We start from the raw sequence: 19462 nt of genomic DNA on the forward strand, positions 1-19462 counted from the left end.
GGGGTCAGTGCACGGCGACCTGCGCGGCCTCCGGGTCGGGGTCCTCCAGCTGCCACGGGCGGACGACGACCACCAGGACGACGATCGCCAGCACCAGCGACGCGAGGACCACCGTGCCCATGGCGACGGCGTCGTTGCCCAGCAGGCCGACCAGCGGCGACACCGCGGCACCGACCCCGAACTGGACGGCGCCAAGCAGCGCGGCTGCGGTGCCGGCGGCGTCACCGTGCCGGGACAGCGCCAGCGCCGGGGCGTTGGGGAGCGCGAGACCGCAGGCGAACAGCACCGCCCACAGCGGGACGGCGACGGCGAGCAGCCCGCCGGTCGCGGTGGCGGCGAGCGCCAGCAGCACCGCTCCGGCCGCGGCTCCGGCGACGGTGCCGGCGACCAGCACCTGCGCCGGGGAGAACCAGCGGAGCAGCACCGGGTTGAGCTGGGTGGCGGCGATCAGCCAGACGGCGCCGGCGCCGAAGAGCAGCCCGAACTGCTGCTCGTCGAGGCCGAACTCGTCCTGGTAGACGAACGAGGACCCGGAGACGTAGGCGAACAGGCCGGCCATGGTCAGGCCCGCGACCAGGACGAAGCCGACGTAGGCACGGTCGCCGAACAGCGACCGGTAGCCGCGCAGCGTGCCCCGGATGCCGTCGCGGCTGCGGCGCTCCGGGGGCAGTGTCTCGCGGACGGCGGCGGAGCCCATCGCGACCAGCAGCAGGCCGTAGACGGCCAGCAGCGCGAACACACCCCGCCAGGAGGTGAACCGGAGCAGCTCACCGCCGATCGTCGGGGCGAGCACCGGCGCGACGCCGAGCACCAGGAACAGCCGGGAGAGCATCGTGGCGGCGGCGCGGCCGTCGAACAGGTCGCGGACGACGGCGATGGCGATCACCGAACCGGCCGCGGCGCCCACGCCCTGCAGCACGCGCAGCAGCCCGAGGACGGCGACGCTGGGCGCGAGGAGCACCAGCAGCGAGGCGAGCACGTGCAGCGCCGTCCCGGCCAGCAGCGGGCGCCGGCGGCCGAACCGGTCCGACAGCGGGCCGAGCACCAGCTGGCCGAGCGCGAGGCCCACCAGGGTGCCGGTGAGCGTCAGCTGGACCGCCGAGGAGGTGGCCTCCAGCCCCTCGGTGATCGTCGGCAGCGCCGGCAGGTACATGTCGATGGTCAGCGGCCCCAGCGCGACGAACGCGCCCAGGACCAGCGCGGTGCGCGCCGTCCTCGGCTCCTCGATCCGCGGGTCGGGCAACGGGACCCCGGTCGGCGACGGGACGGCCGAGCGGGCGGTGCGGTCCTGCGTGGCGGTCATGGGCCCCCCTCGTGGTGCGGTGACGCGGGGCCTCCGTTGGCCGGGACGCGGTGACGACGGCGACAGCACCGCACAGCCTCGGCGCATTCCGCCCGGACCGATGAGGGGCGCCCACCAGATGGCCGGCGGGACGGCGTTCGTCTTCGTGACCGAGGGGTTCGACGCGGCCGCTACCGCGTCGGCCGGCGGGGTGGGCTGACCGGTGGCGGCGCGGCCGGCAGCAGCGCCCGCGCGTCCCGGGCCCGGAGCGCGCCGAACCACAGCCCCGCGCCGTAGGCGAGGTCCTCGAGGCGGCGTCCTGCGGCGAAGGTCGGCAGGTCGATCTCCCGCCGGTGCGGCCGCCAGCCGCTGACCGCGTCGGCGACGGCCACCCCGGCGACCAGCCACCGGGCCCGCCGGGACCGCAGTGCCGCCGCGGCGGCGAGCGGCCAGTGGTGCCGGGTGACCGACCGGGCCAGGGTGCGGCCGGACGCGGCCGTGCCCCGCAGCACCAACCCGGCCGCGAGCGGCACCGGCGGCCGGTCGCCGGGGCCGGCGAGCCGGCGGGCCAGCTGCCACGACGCCCGGCCCAGCACCCCACCGGCGGTGAGCACGCCCAGCGGCGTCCCGGTCAGCGCCAGCGCCCACGCCGCGGCCGACCACGGTGAGACGACCACCGGCGCGACCGCCGAGCCGTGCCGCTGCGCCAGCAGCGCCGCCCCGGTGCCGTAGAACGCGCGGCGGCGCAGCCACTGCGCCGGTGCCACCCGGTGGTCGTGCGCCACCCGGGCCGCCGGTTCGTAGCGCACCCGCCAGCCGGCGCCGGCCAGCCGCCACACCAGGTCGACGTCCTCGGCGACCCGCATCGTCTCGTCGAAGCCGGCTCCCAGCGCCGCGCGCCGGGCCAGCAGCGCGGCGCTGGGCACGTAGGAGACGGCCGTCAGCGGAGCGACCCGGGCGGGCGTCGTCCCCATGTCCAGCGCGCTGCTCAGCGACTCGTACCGGGCGACCCAGCCGGTGCCCGCACCGGCCAGCGCGGTGATCCGGGGGGCGACCAGCGCCACCCGGGGGTCGGTCAGGTGCCCGGCCAGCCGCTCCAGCCAGCCGGGCTCCGGCACGCAGTCGGAGTCGACGAAGGCGACCAGTTCGGTGCCGGCGACCCGCAGCCCGGCGTTCCGGGCGGCGGCCGGGCCGAGGGCCAGCGGGTGCCGCACCAGCCGGGCACCGGCCGCCACCGCCGCGACGGCGGCCGGGTCCGCCGAGCCGTCGTCCACCACGACCACCGGGCAGCCCGCCGACCCGGGGTCGGCGCGCAGCGCGGCCAGCAGCCGGACCAGGCCGTCGGTGCGGTCCTTGACCGGGACGACCACGGTCACCTCGGGGAACGGGCCCGGCGGCGGGTCCGGGTCGGCGACGCCGGTGTCGAGCAGCCGGGCGGCCAGCGCCGCGCTGCGGCCGTCGGTCACCTCGAGCCGGTCGCCGGCCAGCAGGGTCCGGGCCGTCGGCGCGAGCCGGAGCATCCGGAACGGGGACCCGCCGAGCAGCGTCGTCCCGCCGTCCCGGCGCTGGGTCCCCGGCGCCAGCCGGACGGCGAACCCGTCCGGCAGCCGGTCCGGCGGCGGCGCGGGGACCGTCATCGCCCGGCGAGCACCGCGCCGGTCGTGGTCAGGGTGATCAGCGGGGCGTAGAGCGCCATCGCGGCGAGCGCCCGGTCGTGGTCGGCGTCGCTGGCCCCGGTGCAGGCGTCGGTGACCACCTGCACCGGCACCCCGGCGTCCGCGGCCGGCAGCGCGGTGGAGAGCACGCAGCAGTCGGTCGAGACGCCGGCCAGCAGCAGCGGTCCCTCGCCCACGAGGGCGGCGAGCCCGGGGCCCCACTTGCCGAACGTGGTCGCGTCCAGCACCAGGGCGTCCCCGGGGTCGTCGACCAGCGCGTACAGCGGCGCGTCCGCAGGCTGCAGCGCGAAGGGGAACTGCTCGTAGTAGGGCACCCAGGCACCGGTCGGCTCGGCCGGCGCGACGAACCGGGTGTGCACCACCCGGCCGGGGAAGGCGGCGGTCAGCCGGCGGATGGCCGGGTGCACCTCGGCGAACCGGGGTGCACCCCACGGTGAGTCGCGGTCGGCGAAGACGTGCTGCACGTCGACGACGACCAGCACCCCGGCAGCGACGCCGTCGGTCACGCGGCCTCCTGCCGGCGCACCGCACCGCGGCGGAGCAGCAGCGTGCCGGCTGAGCCGACCACCAGGGCGACCAGCACGCCCAGGTTGGCGAAGGCCCAGTCGCCGTCCTTGCCGCCCAGCCCGAGCGGGCCGAGCAGGTAGCCCTGCCACTGCAGCCAGCCGGCGTAGGTGTTGGTGACCAGGCCCCAGCCGAGCACGGACCCGAGGACCAGGAGCGCCAGCGGCATCGGGGGGACGGCGCCGTAGCGGCCGCGCGGGTCGTACAGGTCGGCCTCGGCGTAGTCGCGGCGGCGCAGCAGCAGGTCGGCCAGCACGATCCCGCACCAGGCTGCGATCGGGACGCCGAGGGTGATCAGGAAGCCTTGGAACTGCACGAAGAAGTCCCCCTCGGCGAGGAAGACGACCCAGATCGCCCCCAGCACCATGAGCACGCCGTCGATGGAGGCGGCGACCGGCCGGGGGATCCGCACGCCGGCCGACAGCAGCGCCAGGCCGGAGGAGTAGATGTCCAGCAGCGCCCCGCCGACCAGCCCGAGGACGGCGACCAGGGCGAACGGGACGAGGAACCAGGTGGGCAGCAGGGTGGCCAGCGCGCCGATCGGGTCCGCGCCGATCGCGGTGGACAGGTCACCGGAGGAGCCGGCCAGCAGCAGCCCGACCACGAGCAGGACCACCGGCGCCAGCGCCGAGCCGAACGTCGTCCAGCCCACGACGCCCCGGGTCGAGGCGGAGCGCGGCAGGTAGCGGGAGTAGTCGGCGGCGGCGTTGACCCAGCCGAAGCCGTAACCGGTCATCACGAACACGAGCGCCCCGATGAACGCCTGGGTGGAGCCCGACGGCAGCCCGCTGACGGTGCCCCAGTCGATCTCGTCGGCGACCAGCACCAGGTAGACGACGGTCAGCACGCCGGTGACGACGGTGATGACCGTCTGCATCCGCATGATCAGGTCGAAGCCGAGCACCCCGCCGACGACGACCAGCGCGGCGACCACCAGCAGGGCGACGACCTGCGTGGCCGTCCCGCCGCCCCAGCCCAGCTCGGTGAAGACCGTCGCGGTGGCCAGCGTGGCCAGCGAGGTGAGCACGGTCTCCCAGCCGACGGTCAGCACCCAGGACAGGACGGCGGGCACCCGGCCCCCGGTGACGCCGAACGCGGCCCGGCTGAGCACCAGGGTGGGCGCCGACCCGCGCTTGCCGGCGATGGCGACGAGCCCGCAGAGCAGGAAGCTGACGACGATCCCGACCACGCCGGCCACGACGGCCTGCCAGAACGAGATGCCGAACCCGAGCGTGAAGGCGCCGTAGGCCAGGCCGAGGACGCTGACGTTCGCACCGAACCAGGGCCAGAACAGCTGCCGGGGCGTGCCCTTGCGCTCGGACTCGGAGATGACGTTGATGCCGTTGGTCTCCACCGCCACCCGCGAGGTGGGTGCGGCCGGGTCCCCGGTCACCTGGTGCGCCATGCCGTGCTCCGTCCTCGCCGGCGGGGCCGTGCCCCGCTCTCGCTGCGGGACCCTAACCGGACGCCGACGGGCCCGGCGGCCGGAGACCACCGGGCCCGTCGTGGGGGTGCTGCTCAGCTGCGGGTGCGGTTCCGCGCGCCGTAGCGCTGGTTGAACTTCTCGACCCGTCCGGCGGTGTCCAGCACGCGCTGGTTGCCGGTCCAGAACGGGTGGGAGGAGGCGCTGATCTCGACCGGGACCACCGGCAGGGTCTCGCCGTCGAGCTCGATCGTCCGGCTCGTCGCGACCGTCGAGCGGGTCCGGAACGTCTCACCCGTCGAGGTGTCCTGGAAGACGACGGTGCGGTACTCGGGGTGGATGCCGTTGCGCATGGCTGGTCCTCTCGGTCTGCGCGGGACGTCCGCCCCCTGTGGGGCGGGCTGATCGCGTCGGTACGGACAACAAACCGACGCTGCGGTTGTTCCCGGTCAGGGCCTGGGGGACGCCCGGTGACCTCGCCGTGACCTCCGGCTGATTAGGTGAGGCTCACCTGACCGACGTGTGCGCCTGTCCGACCTGGAGCCCCCCATGCCCTCCCGCCTCGCCCTCCGCGGCGCCGCCCTGCTGGCCGTTGCCCTCGCCGTCACCAGCTGCAGTTCCGACTCCGGGGACGACGGCTCGGCCGCGGGCTGCAGCGCCGGCGGCAGCTCCTCCGGCGCCTTCCCGGTCACCGTGGGCACCGCCTTCGGCGACGTCACCGTCGACGAAGCACCCAGCCGGGTCGTCGCCCTCGGCTGGGGCGACGCCGAGACCGCGCTCGCGCTCGGCGTGCAGCCGGTCGGCGCCAGCGACTGGCTGGCCTTCGGCGGGGAGGGCGTCGGCCCGTGGGCCGCCGGTGGGTACGACGAGACGCCGGAGATCATCGACACCCTCGAGCCGAGCTACGAGGCGATCGCGGCGCTGCGGCCGGACCTCATCCTGGACACCAAGTCCCCGGCCACCCAGGACCGCTACGACAAGCTCAGCGCGATCGCCCCGACCGTCGGCCAGCCCGAGGGCGCGGATCCCTACCTGACCTCCTCGGCCGACCAGCTGGAGATGATCGGCGCGGCGCTCGGCAAGAGCGACGAGGCGACCGCGCTGCAACAGCAGGTCGACCAGGCCTTCACCGACGCGGCCGCAGCCCACCCGGAGTTCACCGGCACCTCGGTGGCCGTGGCCGCCTACAGCTCCGAGGGCTTCGGCGCCTACGTGGAGGGTGACGCCCGGGTCGACTTCATGGAGCAGCTCGGCTTCACGCTCAAGCCGGAGATCCAGGCGCTGGCCACCGACAGCTTCTTCGTCCCGGTCAGCGAGGAGCAGTTGCCCCTGCTGGACGCCGGGCTGACCGTGGCGTTCCCGATCTTCGTCGACGCCGGCCAGATCACCGCCAACCCGCTGTGGCAGGCCATCCCGTCGGTGCAGGCCGGGCACGCGGTCGTCCTGGCCGACGAGACGCTGACCAACGCCTTCTCGATCGGCACGCCCCAGGGCATCCGGTACGCGCTGGACAACGCCGTCCCGCTGTTCGCCGACGCGCTCGGCTGACCTCCGGCCCCAGCGTCACCGGGTGGCTCCGGCTCAGCTCCGGAGCCGCCCGGTGCCGTCCACCGCCCAGCGCGCCACGGCGGCGAGCATGCGGTCCCCGAGCGCCGTCAGCAGCTCCGCCCCCTCGGCCGCCGAGGCGCCGGCCGGGTCCCCGAGGACGCCGTCCGGGCTCACCGCCCGCACCCCCTCGGCCCGCAGCCGGGGCAGCAGCTCGCTGATCGGCGCCGTCTCCCCCGCCGCAGCCAGCGCCTCGCGCACCGCTCCCGGTTCCACGTGCAACATCAGTGACGTCTCGGTCCGCCCCGCGTGGGCATCCCCGCCGGGCACGCCGCAGGGGAACCAGGCGACGTCCCGGCCCTCGGCCCGGAGCAGCGGCACCGCCGTCCGCAGTGCGTCCAGGTTGCCGCCGTGGCCGTTGACCACCAGCAGCCGGCCGGCCCAGCGCCCCGCCGAGCGGCCGTACTCCACCAGCAGGGCGCTCAGCGCCTCCGTGCCGATCGAGATCGTGCCCGGGAAGCCCTCGTGCTCCCCGCTGGCGCCGTAGGCGAGCGCCGGGGCGAGCAGCGCGCCGTCCAGCCGGGGGACGACGGCCTCGGCGACGGCCTGCGCCACGACCGTGTCGGTGGCCACCGGCAGGTGCCGGCCGTGCTGCTCCACCGACCCCAGCGGGACGACGACCAGCGGCGCGCCGGTGGTCTCGGGCCAGGTGGCAGCGGTCAACCTCACGACCGCGACCCTGCCAGAGCCGGTGCGGGCCCTGGCCCAGGCGTCCCGCATCGGCGGAGGATCGTGGTCCGTCCCCCGTCGCGATAGCGTGGCACCCCGTGCCAGCGTCGGCCGCCGCGGCTGCCCTGCGCTGTCACCCGGCCCGCGCGACCATGGGGCCCCCGCTGGGCGGCGACCCGTCACCCGGCGCGATCACGTACCAGGACGGCAGGAGCAGTCGATGGCCAACCCGTGGTTCGAGTCAGTGGCGGAAGCGCAGCGTCGGGCGAAGAAGCGCCTGCCCAAGGGCGTCTACGGCGCGCTGGTGGCCGGCTCCGAGCGCGGCGTCACCGTCGACGACAACACCGCCGCCTTCGCCGAGCTCGGCTTCGCCCCGCACACCGCCGGGCTGGCCAACGACAAGCAGATGGCCACCCGCGTCATGGGCCAGGACGTCTCGATGCCCGTGCTGATCAGCCCCACCGGCGTGCAGGCGGTGCACCCCGACGGCGAGGTCGCCGTCGCCCGCGCCGCCGCCGCCCGCGGCACCGCGATGGGGCTGTCGTCCATGGCGAGCAAGCCGATGGAGGAGGTCATCGAGGCCAACCCGAAGACCTTCTTCCAGCTCTACTGGGTCGGTGACCGCGACGTGATGGCCGCCAAGGTCGAGCGGGCCCGCAAGGCCGGGGCGGCCGGCCTCATCGCCACCCTGGACTGGTCGTTCGCCTACGGCCGCGACTGGGGCAGCCCGTTCATCCCGGAGAAGGTCAACCTCGAGGCGGTGCGCCGGTACGCCCCGCAGGTGGCCCTCAAGCCGCGGTGGCTGTGGACCTTCGCCAGGACCGGCAAGCTGCCGGACCTGACCGTGCCGAACATGGTGGGCGTCCCCGGCGAGCCGGCGCCGACCTTCTTCGGTGCCTACGGCCAGTGGATGCAGTCGCCGATGCCGAGCTGGGAGGACGTCGCCTGGCTGCGCGAGCTGTGGCCCGACGCCCCGTTCATGCTCAAGGGCGTCATGCGGGTCGACGACGCCCGGCGCGCCGTCGACGCCGGGGTCACCGCGATCTCGGTGTCCAACCACGGCGGCAACAACCTCGACGGCACGCCGGCCTCCATCCGGGCGCTGCCGGCCGTGGCCGAGGCCGTCGGCGACCAGGTCGAGGTGCTGCTGGACGGCGGCATCCGCCGCGGCAGCGACGTCGCCAAGGCCCTCGCCCTGGGCGCGAAGGCGGTCATGATCGGCCGCGCCTACCTCTGGGGCCTCGCGGCCAACGGCCAGGCCGGGGTGGAAAACGTCCTGGACCTGCTGCGCGACGGCCTCGGCTCCGCGCTGATCGGCCTCGGCCACACCTCGGTCGACCAGCTCAACCCGGGCGACCTGGTCATCCCGCCGGGCTTCGAGCGGCACCTGGGCACCGACGGCGCCGACGCCCCGCTCACCCCGCAGGCCTCCGGCAAGTAGACGGACCCCGCTGCCCCCCACGCCTCGCGAGCTCGGCGCGGGCCCCTGCAGCGGGGCCGTCAGTCGGCGAAGACGGCGGTGAGGGCGGCGGCGACGTCGCGGTGGTCGCGCACCAGGCGGAGCCGCCCCCGGCCGGCCCGGGCCAGGTCGCGGCCCAGCTCGACGTCGTCCTCCCCCGAGGTGTCCAGCAGCACGTCGAGCCGGGGCAGCTGCGCCGCCGTGAGCCGCGGGTCCGGCCCGGCGTTGTGCACGCAGTCGGACAGCAGCAGCACCCGGGCGTCCCGCGGCGGCACCCCGGCCAGCTGCCGGGCCGCCGTCTCCAGCGCGAAGGTCACGTTGGTCAGCCCCTGCGTCGGCACCCGCAGCAGCAGGTCGAGCACGGCCAGCGGGGCCACCTGCTCCCCCATCCGCACCAGCACCGCCGCGTCGGACCAGAAGGCGACGACGGCGAGGGAGTCGCGGGCCAGCTCGCCGGCCAGCGCGCCCACCGTGGCCGCCGCCGTCCGGACCCGCTCGCCCTTCATCGACCCCGACACGTCGACCACCAGGACGACCGACCGGCGCTGCCGGACCCGCTCGCGGACGAGGATCTCCGCCTCCTCCGGGTAGGGGTTGCCGGCCAGCGCCTCGAGCGTGCGTTCCAGGTCCAGCTCGTCCGATCCCCCGGCCCACGGCAGGGTGGCCAGCTCGCCGACCCCACGCCGCGAACGACGGTCCCGCGGTGGCCGCGGCACCGCCAGCCGACGGGCGATCTGCCGGGCTCGGGCCCGGGTGAGCTGGTCGACCGAGCTCTCGGTCTCCAGGTCGGCCAGCGCGATCAGGTCGGCCGGCTCGTCCGTCGTCCCCGACGCCGTGCCGCCCGGCCGGGACGGACCGGTCCGGTCCCGCCGCCGGTCACCCGAGGACAGCGCCAGGCCGCTCCCGCCGCGCGCAGGCTCGTAGAGGGAGGGCTGCTCGGTCAGCTGCTTGGGCCTCCGCCGGAGGGGGCGCATCCCCCGGGGAGTCCCGGTGCGGTCGCGCCGGGTGACCGGGGAGTCGGCCTCGACGGCTCTTCAACCGGGTTCGGCGGCCGCCGGGTGGAGCAGGAAGTGGTCCTCCCAGATCTCCCGGAGCACCGCCTCAGGGCTGCTCTCCAGCGTCTCGTCGAGGAAGATCCGCCCGGACAGCGCCAGCAGGAGGGCGTCCAGGACGACGTCGGTGTACTCCTCCGGCAGCCCGCGCGGCGGGGCGGTCGACGGCTCGTCGGGCAGCGGCACGCCGCGCATGGCGGCCAGCTGGGCGGCGACGAGGGCGGTGTCGATCGCGCCGCGCACGCTGCTGCCCTGCCGGACGTCGTCGCGCTCGCGCGTCGCCCGGGTGAGCGCCACGGCGTCGGCCACCAGCCGCGGGGACTCCACCCCGGTGCGCCGGCCGACGATGCCGCGCTCGGCCTCGGCGTCCTGGTAGCCGATCGCCAGCCGGCACAGCCGGTCGTGCACCGAGGTCGACAGCCGTGTGGTGCCCACGTTGTCGTAGGGGTTCATCGACGCGATGACCCGGAAGCTGGCCAGCGCCTCGACCACGCCGACCCGGGGGATGGTGATCCGGCGTTCGGCCATGGCGGTGAGCAGCGTGTTCAGGGTGTCCTCGGGCGCCCGGTTGAACTCCTCGACGTAGAGGAACCCGCCGGCCCGCATGGCCTCGACCAGCGGGCCGGGCACGAAGTTGTCCGGGGAGTAGTCCTCGCGCAGCACCCGGGCCGGGTCGTGGTGCCCGACCAGCCGGGTGGGCGTGAGGTCGGCGTTGCCCTCGACGAAGACCAGCGGGATGCCCCACTCCGCGGTGATCGAGCGCAGCAGCGTGGACTTGGAGGTGCCCGGCGGCCCCTCGAGCAGGACGTCGCGGCCGGCGGCGACCGCGGCCAGGAGCAGGTCGAGCTCGCGGGCCCGCCCCACCAGGTGCCGGGCGACCCGTCCGCGCACGGCCCGCACCGAGGCGCCGTCGTCGCCGGTGACCCGGCTGCCGGTGACCAGCGGGTCGTCGCCGGTGGAGTGGGAGATGTGCTCGGTCAGGAGGTCCTCCTCGGGCGGCCGGTACCGGGAGCCGGGGCCCCCGGTACCGGACGCGTCGCTCACTTGCCGGTGGACCCGGCGTCGATGGGCAGGGTGACGCCGGTGATGTAGCGCGCCTCGTCGGAGACGAGGAACAGGATGGCGTTGGAGATGTCGACCGGCTCCACCCAGGGGACGGGCAGCGCGTTGATCGACTGGAACACCGGGGCGGCGGACTCCTGGGACGGGTTGGGGTTGTCCGGCTGGAAGAGCCCCCAGGTCTTCTCGTTCTGGATCATCACGGTGTTGACGCTGGTGGGGTGCACCGAGTTGACCCGGATCGAGTGGGGGGCCAGCTCGTTGGCCAGTGTCCGCATGATGCCCACGACACCGTGCTTGGCCGCTGTGTAGTGGATGGTGTTCGGGACCCCCTTGAGCCCGGCGACCGAGCTGGTGAGCACGATCGCCCCACCCCCGCCCTCGATCAGGTGCGGCAACGTGGCCTTGCAGGTGTTCCACACCCCGGTGAGGTTGATGTCGATCATCTCGCGCCAGGCGTCGTCGGTGAGCTCGAGCGCCGGCTGGATCTCGAACACCCCGGCGTTGCCCAGCACGATGTCCAGCCGGCCGAGCTGAGCCACCCCGTCGTCGACCGCGGCCTTCAGCGCCCCGGTGTCCCGGACGTCGGCCTTGGTGGCGACGATCCGCCGGTCCTGCGCCTCGACCTGGCGCACCGTCTCCGCCAGGTCGTCCTCGGTGGCCGGTGGGTACATCTGGATCGACTCGACCGGCCCGACGATGTCGACGGCGATGATGTCGGCGCCCTCCTGGGCCAGCCGGACGGCGTGGCTGCGGCCCTGGCTGCGGGCCGCCCCGGTGATGAACGCGACCTTGCCCTCTACTCGCCCTGGCACGGGGTCCTCCTCCTGCAGTGGTGATCGGTGGGATCGAGCGGCACGCTCACTTGGTGATCCAGCCGGCGTCGACCTTGTGCAGCGCACCGGTGACGTAGCGGCCGGAGTCGGCGGCCAGGTACAGCACCGCCTCGCTGATGTCGTTCGGCTCGATCCACGGCACCTCGAGCAGGTTGAGCCCGGTGAAGGCCTCCCGGACGTCGTCCTCGCCCGGCTCCTCGAGGTCGGGGCGGAACAGCTTGAAGGTGTTCCCGTTCAGCACCAGCGGGGTGGCCACGTTCGTCGGGTGGATCGAGTTCACCCGGATGCGGTCGGGCGCGAGCTCGATCGCGAGGCTGCGCATCAGGCCGACCACGCCGTGCTTGGCCGCGGCGTACGCCGACACGTTCTGCATGCCGCGCAGCCCCAGCGCCGAGCTGATCAGCAGGATCGACCCCCCGTCGCCGTGCGCCCGGATGTGCGGGACCACGACCTTGGCCGTGAGGAAGACCCCGGTCAGGTTGGTCTCGATGACGTCTCGCCAGTCCTGGGCCGGCATGTCCGCCACCTGGTTGGGCACGCCCCCGATCCCGGCGTTGGCGACGGCGCAGTCCAGCCGGCCGAGCTGGGCCACGCCGTCCGCCAGCCCGGAGGTGAGCGCCTCCTCGTCGGTGACGTCGGCCTGGAAGGTCACCATCCGCCGGTCGAGGGCCTCGACGGCAGCCACCGTCTCGGCCAGGTCGTCCGCCGACGCGACCGGCGCCTGACCGCCCGGGATCGGCCCGCAGATGTCCATGCCGATGATGTCGGCGCCCTCCTGCGCGAGCCGCACGGCGTGGCTGCGCCCCATGCCGCGGGCCGCGCCGGTGACGAAGACGACCTTGCCCTCCATCCGGCCCGCCGTCACTTGATCACCGACCCGGCGTCGACGGGCAGCTGGACGCCGGTGACGTACCGGCCGTCGTCGCTGACCAGGAAGAGGATGGCGTTGCTGATGTCGACGGGTTCGACCCACTGGACAGGCAGCGCGTTCAGGCTCTGGAAGGCCTCCCCGACGTCGTCCCGGGTCACCTCCGAGGGCGCCTTGTCCGGCCGGAAGGTCCCGTACGTCTGCTCGTTGTGGATCATCATCGTGTCCACCGACGTCGGGTGCACCGAGTTCACCCGGATCATGTGCGGCGCCAGTTCCAACGCCAGCGTCTTCATGATGCCCACGACGCCGTGCTTGGCGGCCACGTAGTGCGTCAGGTTCGGCAGGCCCATGATCCCGGCGGTGGAGCTGGTGAGCACGATCGCGCCGCCGTTCCCGCCCGCCTTCAGGTGCGGGACGGCCGCGCGCACCGTCTTGAACACCCCGGTCAGGTTGACGGCGATCATGTCGTCCCACATCTCGTCGGTCATCTCCTCGACCGGCGCGAAGCTGGCGATGCCGGCGTTGGCCAGCACGATGTCCAGCCGGCCCAGCTCGGCGACCCCGTCGTCGACCGCACGCCGGAGCGCGGCGGTGTCCCGGACGTCGGCCTTGCCGGCGACGATCCGCCGGTCCAGGGGCCTCGACCAGCCGGACGGTCTCGTCCAGGTCCTCCTCCGTGGCCAGCGGGTACCCCACCGACCCGACCTGCTCCAGCAGGTCGACGGCGATGATGTCGGCGCCCTCCTGCGCCAGCCGGACGGCGTGGCTGCGGCCCTGACCGCGTGCCGCGCCGGTGATGAAGGCGACCTTGCCCTCGAGCTTGCCCATGACGTGCGCTCTTCCTGTGGTCCCCCGCTGTGGACGTGCCTGGACACGGTCCGACCACCCGGGGTCAGACCGTCGGGGCCCCTTCCGGGGCGGCGGCCGCCGGCCGCCCGGTTCGCGGGTGCCACGCCGCCGGGCCACGCAGGTACCAGGGGCGGGAGAGCTCGAGGGAGGCCAGGGCGGGGAGCGGCAGGCGGCAGTCCAGGACGGCCACGCGCTCCACCTCCCTGGTCGGTCCGGTCGTCGTCGTCCACGCCTGCGCCGTGCGCGCAGGCGGGCGGGGGTCAGCTGGGCTGCAGGCCGGCCAGCGGGGACTCGTCGCACAGCTTGGCCGGGATGCTCGGCAGGCCGAGCATCGTGGGCTGGCCGCGGACCGGGCCGGTGTGGCTGTGGTCCAGGTGGCTCCTCGGGGTGGCCAGCTCCAGGTCGCGGGCGGCCAGGGCGGTCTCGCCGTAGCCCTGCACGCACTCCGGGTCCGGGCCGTCCAGCGGCAGGCCGGTGAAGAACTTGGCCGCCATGCAGCCACCGCGGCAGGCGTCGAAGTGGGCGCACTTCGTGCACGCGCCGCCGGTCTGCGGGTTGCGCAGGTCGGCGAACAGCTCGCTGTGCTGCCACACCTGCTGGAACCCGCCCGGTGAGCGCACATTGCCGGCGAGGAACTGCTCGTGGATGGCGAACGGGCAGGCGTAGACGTCACCGACCGGGTCGATGAGGCAGACCACCCGGCCGGCACCGCACAGGTTCAGCCCGGGCAGGGCCTCACCCAGGGCGGACAGGTGGAAGAAGGAGTCGCCGGTGAGCACCTGGTCGCCGTTGGCCAGCAGCCAGGAGTAGAGGTCGCGCTGCTGGGCCTGGGTGGGGTGCAGCCGGTCCCAGACGTCGGCGCCGCGACCCGACGGCCGGAAGCGGGTGATCCGCAGCTGGGCGCCGTAGCGGTCGGTGAGCGCCCTGAACTCGTCGAGCTGCCCGGCGTTCTCCCGGGTGACGACGACGGAGACCTTGAAGTCCTTCATGCCGGCCTCGGCCAGGTTCTCCAGCGCCCGGGTGGCGGTGGCGAACGAGCCGGTGCCGCGGACGGCGTCGTTGACCTCGGCGGTCGCGCCGTCCAGGGAGATCTGCACGTCGACGTAGTCGGTGCGGGCCAGCTGCTGGGCGCGGGCCCGGTCCAGCTTGATGCCGTTGGTGGAGAACTTGACGCCGACGTCGTGGCCGATGGCGTAGTCCAGCAGGTGCCAGAAGTCCGGCCGCACGGTCGGCTCGCCGCCCCCGACGTTGACATAGAAGACCTGCATCCGCTGCAGCTCGTCGATGACCGCCTCGGCCTCGGCGGTGCTCAACTCGCGCGGGTCGCGCCGTCCGGAGGAGGACAGGCAGTGCACGCAGGCCAGGTTGCAGGCGTAGGTGAGCTCCCAGGTGAGGCAGATCGGCGCGTCCAGGCCGTACTCGAACTGGTCGATCAGCTTTCCGCCCGTGGGGCGCTCGGCAGGGCGGGACGGCAGGACGGCGGTCACGCGGACTCCTCGGTGCGGCGTTGGATCATCTGCGAGCGGGCGAGCGTGGCCAGCGCGGTGACGTAGGCCCGGTGCTGCGCCTCGGGCACCGCGCAGGCGGCCAGGGTGCTCGGCACGTCGGGGTGCGCCTCCAGGGCCGTCACCACCGCGACCAGCGGCTTCGACTTCAGGAACGACAGCTTCCGGTTCCCGAAGTGGTAGACGAGCGCACCGAACGGCTCCGGCCGCAGCGCCACCGACGGCGACTTCCGCCAGGGCACGGACGGGTCGAAGGGCACGGTCTCATCCACAGGTACGTGCTCGGCGGGGATCGTCACCGCCCCCGCGGTCGGCTGCCCGAGCGCGGGGGCGGAGGAGCCGTCGATCAGTACACCCCGCACATGCCGTCGATCGAGACCTCCTCGACCAGGGACTCCTCGACGAGCACCTCCTCGGCGGCGGCCGGCGTCTCGGTGCGGGTCTCGTCCTGCGTCGTCTCGGGCACGGTGCCTCCGGGAGTGATCTGGTTCACGATCGGACGAGCCCGACGCTAGTGACACCGAGTGCCACCGGCAAGGGGCAGTTGCGGACGCCCAGGTCCTGCACAGCAAGCGCCCCGGCCGCTCCCAGACCGGCGGCCGATGCTCGGCCGGGTACCCACCCGACCTGGAGGTCCCCGTGCTCACCGTCGCCGTGCTCGTCGCCTTCTTCGCCCTGCTCACCGTCGCCGACGTGCTCCCCGGTCAGTCCGGGGCGCCGGGGCTGGTGGCGCCGGTCCGCTGACCCACCCCCGTGTCGTCGCCCGGCCGCGGCTCCGGCGGTCGGTGGCGGGGCAGACTGGGCCCATGACCCAGGCAGTGGTCGTCCCTGACGCGCGCGAGGAGACCCGCGCCCGGATCGAGCAGGCCGCCCTCGACCTCTTCACCGCGCAGGGCTTCGAGCAGGTGACGATCGACGGGATCGCGGACGCCGCGGGCATCAGCCGGCGCACGTTCTTCCGCTACGTCAGCGCGAAGGCCGACGCGGTGTGGGGTGACTTCGACGCCCACGTCGTCCGCCTCGAGGGGATGCTCGCCGCCACGGCCGCCGACCAGTCGGTGCTGACCTCGATCTGCGCGGCCTACGTCGAGGTCAACGACTACGCGCAGGCCGACCTGCCGATGCTGCGGCAGCGGATGCGGCTGATCCTCACCGAGCCGGCGCTGCAGGCGCACTCCCAGGTCCGGTACGCCGCCGTCGACCGGGTCGTCGCCGCCCACGTGGCCCGGCGCACCGGGGTCACCCCGGACGCGCTCGTCCCGCGGCTGGTGGCCGTCAGCACCCGCGCGGCGGCGACGACGGCGTTCGAGGTCTGGCTCGCCGACGGGCGGAGCTCGCTCGGCACGGTGCTGCACCAGGCCTTCGACGAGTTGGCCGCCGGCTTCCCGGCCCTCCGGTAGTCGCCTGGGGAGCGCGGCCGGTTCCCCGGCCGCGCTCCTGACCTGCGAGGTCAGACGGTGGTGCTGCTCTTCTCCGAGATGCCGCGCAGCACCTCGGACGGGCGCTGCTGCTCACCGGCGTAGGAGCTGATGACGACGAGCGTCCCGGTGATCGCCGGGATGACCCACTGCAGCTGGTCGAGCTTGTTCTGCGCGGCCGCGATGTCCGCGCGGGCGCGCTTGGAGGGCTTGGTCCCCCGCTTCGACGGGGTGGCACCGCCCTGCTTGACGATGTTGCCCAGGACGCGGCTGTAGGCGGTCACGCCCAGAGCCGCGGCGGTGAGCAGGGTCTTGGCCGCCGACATGCCGCCGACGCCCTTCTGCTGGGCGACCCGGTCCTTGTTGGCACCGAGCTGACCGACGCTGCCCACCAGGTGGGCGCCGATGGCGGCGGCGTTGACCGGCGTCCACCGGTTCCAGCCGGCGTTGGCGACGGCGCCGGCGGACTTGTCGCTGCCGGCCTCGGCAGCAGCGGCGTTCAGCGCGACGGCGTTCGCGAGCGTGCCGCCGAACCAGGCGGCGAGGCCGACGTCGTGCAGGGAGCGGGACAGGGTGTTGGTAGCCATTGCTGGGCCTCTCGGGTCGGGGTGGTGGACCAGCGACCGCGGAGGCCGTCGAGGCCTCCACCGCCACCGGGGAACTGCACGAGGGCCGTCCGGTCGACGCGTTCGGCGACCCGGTCCTCGTCGATCCGCATGGGGCTCCGTTACCCGCCCGTTTCCGTTGAACCCTTCCGATGGCCCACTGTCTGCGATTCGTCGGCGCAACGGGCGGACCACCGATGACCGGGCCATGACCACGCCCCCCGAGACCGCCGAGGCATTCTCCGGCCACCGCGACCGAGCCGGCGACCACGACGGTGAAGAGGGTCCGCTTCGTCGTCGTCGCCGGCGAGGGCGCCGCCGCGGTGGACGCCGTGGGCCGCTACGAGTTCAGCGGTGGTCTGCTGACCCCGCTCACCTCCTACGCCGTCGAGCTGGACCCGGCCGCAGCCGCGGACCGCGCCTAGCGTGGACGCCGTGGCCGATCTCCGCTTCTACTTCGACCCGGTCTGCCCGTTCGCCTGGATGACCAGCAGGTGGGTGCGGCTGGTGCAGGCGCAGCGGGACTACTCGGTGGACTGGCGGTTCGTCTCGCTGCGCCTGGTCAACGCCGCGGTCGACTACGACGCGCAGTTCCCGCCGGACTACGAGGTCGGGCACACCGCCGGGTTGCGGCTGCTCCGGGTGGCCGCCCGGACCCGCGCGGAGCACGGCCGTGCGGCGGTGGGCACGCTGTACGAGGCGCTGGGTCAGCGCCTGTTCGACTCCCCACCCGACCCCGAGGACAGCGCCGACCGCCGCGGCACCCGGGCGTTCCTCGATCCGGTGCTGGCGTCGGCCGGCCTCCCCGCGGCGTTGGCCGAGGCGCTGGACGACGCCTCCCTCGACGCCGTCGTGCAGGCGGAGACCGACGAGGCGCTGGCGCTGACCGGCCGGGACGTGGGCACGCCGATCATCCACGTCCAGCCGCCCGCCGGGGTCGCCTTCTTCGGGCCGGTGATCAGCCGGCTGCCCAGCGAGGCCGACGCCGTCCGGCTGTGGGACCACGTCGTCGGCCTGGCCTCGTTCCCCGGCTTCGCCGAGCTCAAGCGCAGCCTGCGGGAGCTGCCGCAGCTGCGTGGCCTGGGCGTCGAGCCCGATGAGGTGGGCGAGCAGGAGGACTGGCACGGCGGGAGCCGGCGCCGGCACCACTAGGTCGAGCCGGTGAGTGAAGGGGATCCGCCAGCACACCGTGGCCGTCGCCGACGCCACCGACCTGCCGGTGATGCGTTACGACGTCCCCGCCCGCACCGGGGTCCGCTGCTCGGTGGAGACGCCGTCCCGTCGCTGCCGGGCTGGTGGCAGGGTGACCACCATGGACAGCCGCACGCACTCGGACTCCGTCGTCGTCCGGACAGGCCCGGAGGAGCTCTACGACCTGGTGTCCGACGTGACCCGGACCGGCGAGTGGAGCCCGGTCTGCACCGCGTGCTGGTGGGACGAGGGCGCGACCGGGCAGGTGGGCGACTGGTTCACCGGCCACAACGAGACCCCGGAGCGCACCTGGGAGACCCGCAGCCTGGTCGTCGCCGCGGAGCGCGGTCGGGAGTTCGCCTGGCTGGTCGGCGGCAGGCTGGTGCGCTGGGGGTTCGTCCTGGAGCCGGTGGACGGCGGCACCCGGCTGACCGAGACCTGGGAGTTCCTGCCCGCCGGGCAGGAGTTCTTCGTCGAGCGCTACGGCGAGGACGCCCAGCGCCAGGTCGAGGAGCGCACCCGCGCCGCGCACGCCGGCATCCCCGCCACACTCGCCGCGATCAAGGCGATCGCCGAACGCTGAGACGAAGCAACAGCCGACGCCTCGGGATCTGGTACCGCGAGCCGCGCTGGTCAGGCCATCTTCCACGTCCGGTCGGAGGCCCAATTCGCAGTGACGATCGTGGGGACGAGGAGGGGGTGAACGCGTAGGCTCCGCGCACCGTACCGGCAGTCTTGGACGTGCGCGGAGGTGCTCGTGATCGTCGTCGAGTTGGCCGTGGGAGCGCCGGCCGCGGACCCGGGCCGCGGTGGAGCCCGGATCCCGGGGGCAGTGCGGTACCTGTCACTGGTCGGCGCGGTAGCCCCGCTGCCTTGTTCCTGGGACCACTGACATGGCCGACAACGGCCCTCTGCCCGCTGCTCATCACCGGCACGCCCACCACCCGACGCCGAGGGACCGCCGCCGGCGCCTGTCCCTGATCGCCGTCGGTGTGCTCGTCGTCGCCGCGATCGCTGCCGCGCTCGTCCTCGCTTCCTCGGATGGCTCCAGCACGGCGGTCGCCGACCAACCCATGGCCGCCACAGCCCCGACTCCGACCACGACGCCGGCCCCGACCGTGACAGTGACTGCGACTGCGACTGCGACCGCGTCGGACGTTCCCGGCACCTTCGTCGACGCAATGCAGCAACTGGGCATCCCGCTGGACGCCAACACCGGCTGGGCCGTCGCCCAGGGGATCTGCGTCCGACTGGGACACCCCGCCCGCTACGACGAGTTCACGATGGCGGAGGGCATCGAGAGGTTGTTCCCGTCGGTTCATGACGAGCAGGCGCACGCGTTCGTGGACATGGTGGTCACGTCGGTGTGCCACCTGTGAGCCCAGCGGGAGATGTGAG

General features: G+C 74.3%; 23 protein-coding genes. 7 read left to right on the forward strand and 16 right to left on the reverse strand.

Annotated elements, in window-relative coordinates:
* Positions 1–4 precede the first annotated feature (4 nt).
* The 5 genes from FHL80_RS05305 to FHL80_RS05325 all read right to left on the reverse strand — a co-directional run bounded on the left by FHL80_RS05305 (position 5) and on the right by FHL80_RS05325 (position 5298).
* Positions 5–1303, reverse strand: coding sequence for a multidrug effflux MFS transporter (locus FHL80_RS05305; RefSeq protein ID WP_216870440.1), 1299 nt, complete (start codon positions 1301–1303; stop codon positions 5–7).
* 170 nt (positions 1304–1473) lie between these two features.
* The gene (gene mftF, locus FHL80_RS05310) at positions 1474–2919 is read right to left on the reverse strand and encodes a mycofactocin biosynthesis glycosyltransferase MftF (RefSeq protein WP_138732412.1); all 1446 of its coding nucleotides are present in this window, start codon (positions 2917–2919) and stop codon (positions 1474–1476) included.
* Positions 2916–3464 carry a cysteine hydrolase family protein gene (locus FHL80_RS05315; protein ID WP_138732413.1) on the reverse strand — a complete coding sequence of 183 codons (549 nt, stop codon included), beginning with the start codon at positions 3462–3464 and terminating at the stop codon, positions 2916–2918. Before FHL80_RS05315 ends, mftF begins: the two co-directional genes overlap by 4 nt.
* Positions 3461–4927, reverse strand: coding sequence for a purine-cytosine permease family protein (locus FHL80_RS05320; protein ID WP_138732414.1), 1467 nt, complete (start codon positions 4925–4927; stop codon positions 3461–3463). Before FHL80_RS05320 ends, FHL80_RS05315 begins: the two co-directional genes overlap by 4 nt.
* A gap of 113 nt (positions 4928–5040) precedes the next feature.
* The gene (locus FHL80_RS05325; protein WP_138732415.1) at positions 5041–5298 is read right to left on the reverse strand and encodes a type B 50S ribosomal protein L31; all 258 of its coding nucleotides are present in this window, start codon (positions 5296–5298) and stop codon (positions 5041–5043) included.
* A gap of 196 nt (positions 5299–5494) precedes the next feature.
* Between FHL80_RS05325 and FHL80_RS05330 the strand changes: the two genes are divergently transcribed.
* Positions 5495–6493, forward strand: a complete 999-nt coding sequence (locus tag FHL80_RS05330; RefSeq protein ID WP_138732416.1) for an iron-siderophore ABC transporter substrate-binding protein — start codon at positions 5495–5497, stop codon at positions 6491–6493.
* Positions 6494–6526: 33 nt separating this feature from the next.
* On the opposite strand, the gene mftE is transcribed toward FHL80_RS05330, so the two are convergent.
* Positions 6527–7219: a mycofactocin biosynthesis peptidyl-dipeptidase MftE gene (gene mftE / locus FHL80_RS05335; protein WP_138732417.1), complete on the reverse strand. Its 693-nt coding sequence runs from the start codon at positions 7217–7219 to the stop codon at positions 6527–6529.
* 220 nt (positions 7220–7439) lie between these two features.
* Here mftE and mftD point away from each other — a divergent pair, with 220 nt between their 5' ends.
* Positions 7440–8660: a pre-mycofactocin synthase MftD gene (gene mftD / locus FHL80_RS05340; protein WP_138732418.1), complete on the forward strand. Its 1221-nt coding sequence runs from the start codon at positions 7440–7442 to the stop codon at positions 8658–8660.
* A 59-nt stretch (positions 8661–8719) separates the two neighbouring features.
* On the opposite strand, the gene FHL80_RS05345 is transcribed toward mftD, so the two are convergent.
* From FHL80_RS05345 to mftA, 9 genes are all read right to left on the reverse strand, one after another.
* Positions 8720–9652 (reverse strand): vWA domain-containing protein, encoded by a 933-nt coding sequence (locus tag FHL80_RS05345; RefSeq protein WP_138732419.1) that lies wholly within the window; start codon positions 9650–9652, stop codon positions 8720–8722.
* A 60-nt stretch (positions 9653–9712) separates the two neighbouring features.
* Complete coding sequence (locus tag FHL80_RS05350; RefSeq protein WP_246078474.1) at positions 9713–10774, reverse strand: AAA family ATPase; 1062 nt, start codon at positions 10772–10774, stop codon at positions 9713–9715.
* Positions 10771–11604 carry a mycofactocin-coupled SDR family oxidoreductase gene (locus tag FHL80_RS05355; RefSeq protein WP_138732420.1) on the reverse strand — a complete coding sequence of 278 codons (834 nt, stop codon included), beginning with the start codon at positions 11602–11604 and terminating at the stop codon, positions 10771–10773. Before FHL80_RS05355 ends, FHL80_RS05350 begins: the two co-directional genes overlap by 4 nt.
* A gap of 46 nt (positions 11605–11650) precedes the next feature.
* Positions 11651–12490: a mycofactocin-coupled SDR family oxidoreductase gene (locus FHL80_RS05360; RefSeq protein ID WP_281283432.1), complete on the reverse strand. Its 840-nt coding sequence runs from the start codon at positions 12488–12490 to the stop codon at positions 11651–11653.
* Positions 12487–13449 carry a mycofactocin-coupled SDR family oxidoreductase gene (locus tag FHL80_RS05365; protein WP_342777314.1) on the reverse strand — a complete coding sequence of 321 codons (963 nt, stop codon included), beginning with the start codon at positions 13447–13449 and terminating at the stop codon, positions 12487–12489. Before FHL80_RS05365 ends, FHL80_RS05360 begins: the two co-directional genes overlap by 4 nt.
* Complete coding sequence (locus tag FHL80_RS25230) at positions 13389–13535, reverse strand: hypothetical protein (RefSeq protein ID WP_216870441.1); 147 nt, start codon at positions 13533–13535, stop codon at positions 13389–13391. The genes FHL80_RS05365 and FHL80_RS25230 overlap by 61 nt, the downstream gene beginning before the upstream one ends.
* Before the next feature lie 70 nt (positions 13536–13605).
* Positions 13606–14832, reverse strand: a complete 1227-nt coding sequence (gene mftC / locus FHL80_RS05370) for a mycofactocin radical SAM maturase (RefSeq protein ID WP_138732421.1) — start codon at positions 14830–14832, stop codon at positions 13606–13608.
* Complete coding sequence (gene mftB, locus FHL80_RS05375; protein WP_138732422.1) at positions 14829–15149, reverse strand: mycofactocin biosynthesis chaperone MftB; 321 nt, start codon at positions 15147–15149, stop codon at positions 14829–14831. Before mftB ends, mftC begins: the two co-directional genes overlap by 4 nt.
* Before the next feature lie 47 nt (positions 15150–15196).
* Positions 15197–15316: a mycofactocin precursor MftA gene (mftA, locus tag FHL80_RS05380; RefSeq protein WP_138732423.1), complete on the reverse strand. Its 120-nt coding sequence runs from the start codon at positions 15314–15316 to the stop codon at positions 15197–15199.
* 340 nt (positions 15317–15656) lie between these two features.
* Between mftA and mftR the strand changes: the two genes are divergently transcribed.
* Entirely contained in the window at positions 15657–16250 is a 594-nt protein-coding gene (gene mftR, locus FHL80_RS05385; RefSeq protein WP_138732424.1) for a mycofactocin system transcriptional regulator MftR, read from the forward strand.
* Between the two features lie 50 nt (positions 16251–16300).
* Here the strand turns inward: mftR and FHL80_RS05390 are convergent, their stop codons facing one another.
* The gene (locus FHL80_RS05390; protein WP_138732425.1) at positions 16301–16855 is read right to left on the reverse strand and encodes a hypothetical protein; all 555 of its coding nucleotides are present in this window, start codon (positions 16853–16855) and stop codon (positions 16301–16303) included.
* A 293-nt stretch (positions 16856–17148) separates the two neighbouring features.
* Here FHL80_RS05390 and FHL80_RS25235 point away from each other — a divergent pair, with 293 nt between their 5' ends.
* The 4 genes from FHL80_RS25235 to FHL80_RS05405 all read left to right on the forward strand — a co-directional run bounded on the left by FHL80_RS25235 (position 17149) and on the right by FHL80_RS05405 (position 19443).
* On the forward strand, positions 17149–17298 hold the full coding sequence (locus tag FHL80_RS25235; protein ID WP_216870442.1) for a hypothetical protein: 150 nt from the start codon (positions 17149–17151) through the stop codon (positions 17296–17298).
* A gap of 10 nt (positions 17299–17308) precedes the next feature.
* Positions 17309–18025, forward strand: a complete 717-nt coding sequence (locus FHL80_RS05395; protein ID WP_246078475.1) for a mycothiol-dependent nitroreductase Rv2466c family protein — start codon at positions 17309–17311, stop codon at positions 18023–18025.
* Positions 18026–18038: 13 nt separating this feature from the next.
* Complete coding sequence (locus FHL80_RS05400; protein WP_138732427.1) at positions 18039–18647, forward strand: dihydrodipicolinate synthase family protein; 609 nt, start codon at positions 18039–18041, stop codon at positions 18645–18647.
* 409 nt (positions 18648–19056) lie between these two features.
* Positions 19057–19443 carry a hypothetical protein gene (locus FHL80_RS05405; protein WP_138732428.1) on the forward strand — a complete coding sequence of 129 codons (387 nt, stop codon included), beginning with the start codon at positions 19057–19059 and terminating at the stop codon, positions 19441–19443.
* Positions 19444–19462 lie beyond the last annotated feature (19 nt).

The sequence above is a fragment of the Modestobacter excelsi genome (genome assembly GCF_005930495.1).
In the GTDB taxonomy this organism is placed as follows: Bacteria; Actinomycetota; Actinomycetes; order Mycobacteriales; family Geodermatophilaceae; genus Modestobacter; species Modestobacter excelsi.

What these genes read in the sequence shown, in the direction of transcription:
- FHL80_RS05345 (WP_138732419.1), bottom strand. Translation starts at nt 9,652, where the DNA reads ATGCGCCCCCTCCGGCGGAGGCCCAAGCAGCTGACCGAGCAGCCCTCC.
- FHL80_RS05330 (WP_138732416.1), top strand. Translation starts at nt 5,495, where the DNA reads ATGCCCTCCCGCCTCGCCCTCCGCGGCGCCGCCCTGCTGGCCGTTGCC.
- mftD (WP_138732418.1), top strand. Translation starts at nt 7,440, where the DNA reads ATGGCCAACCCGTGGTTCGAGTCAGTGGCGGAAGCGCAGCGTCGGGCG.
- FHL80_RS05305 (WP_216870440.1), bottom strand. Translation starts at nt 1,303, where the DNA reads ATGACCGCCACGCAGGACCGCACCGCCCGCTCGGCCGTCCCGTCGCCG.
- FHL80_RS05325 (WP_138732415.1), bottom strand. Translation starts at nt 5,298, where the DNA reads ATGCGCAACGGCATCCACCCCGAGTACCGCACCGTCGTCTTCCAGGAC.
- mftR (WP_138732424.1), top strand. Translation starts at nt 15,657, where the DNA reads ATGACCCAGGCAGTGGTCGTCCCTGACGCGCGCGAGGAGACCCGCGCC.
- mftF (WP_138732412.1), bottom strand. Translation starts at nt 2,919, where the DNA reads ATGACGGTCCCCGCGCCGCCGCCGGACCGGCTGCCGGACGGGTTCGCC.
- FHL80_RS05320 (WP_138732414.1), bottom strand. Translation starts at nt 4,927, where the DNA reads ATGGCGCACCAGGTGACCGGGGACCCGGCCGCACCCACCTCGCGGGTG.
- FHL80_RS05390 (WP_138732425.1), bottom strand. Translation starts at nt 16,855, where the DNA reads ATGGCTACCAACACCCTGTCCCGCTCCCTGCACGACGTCGGCCTCGCC.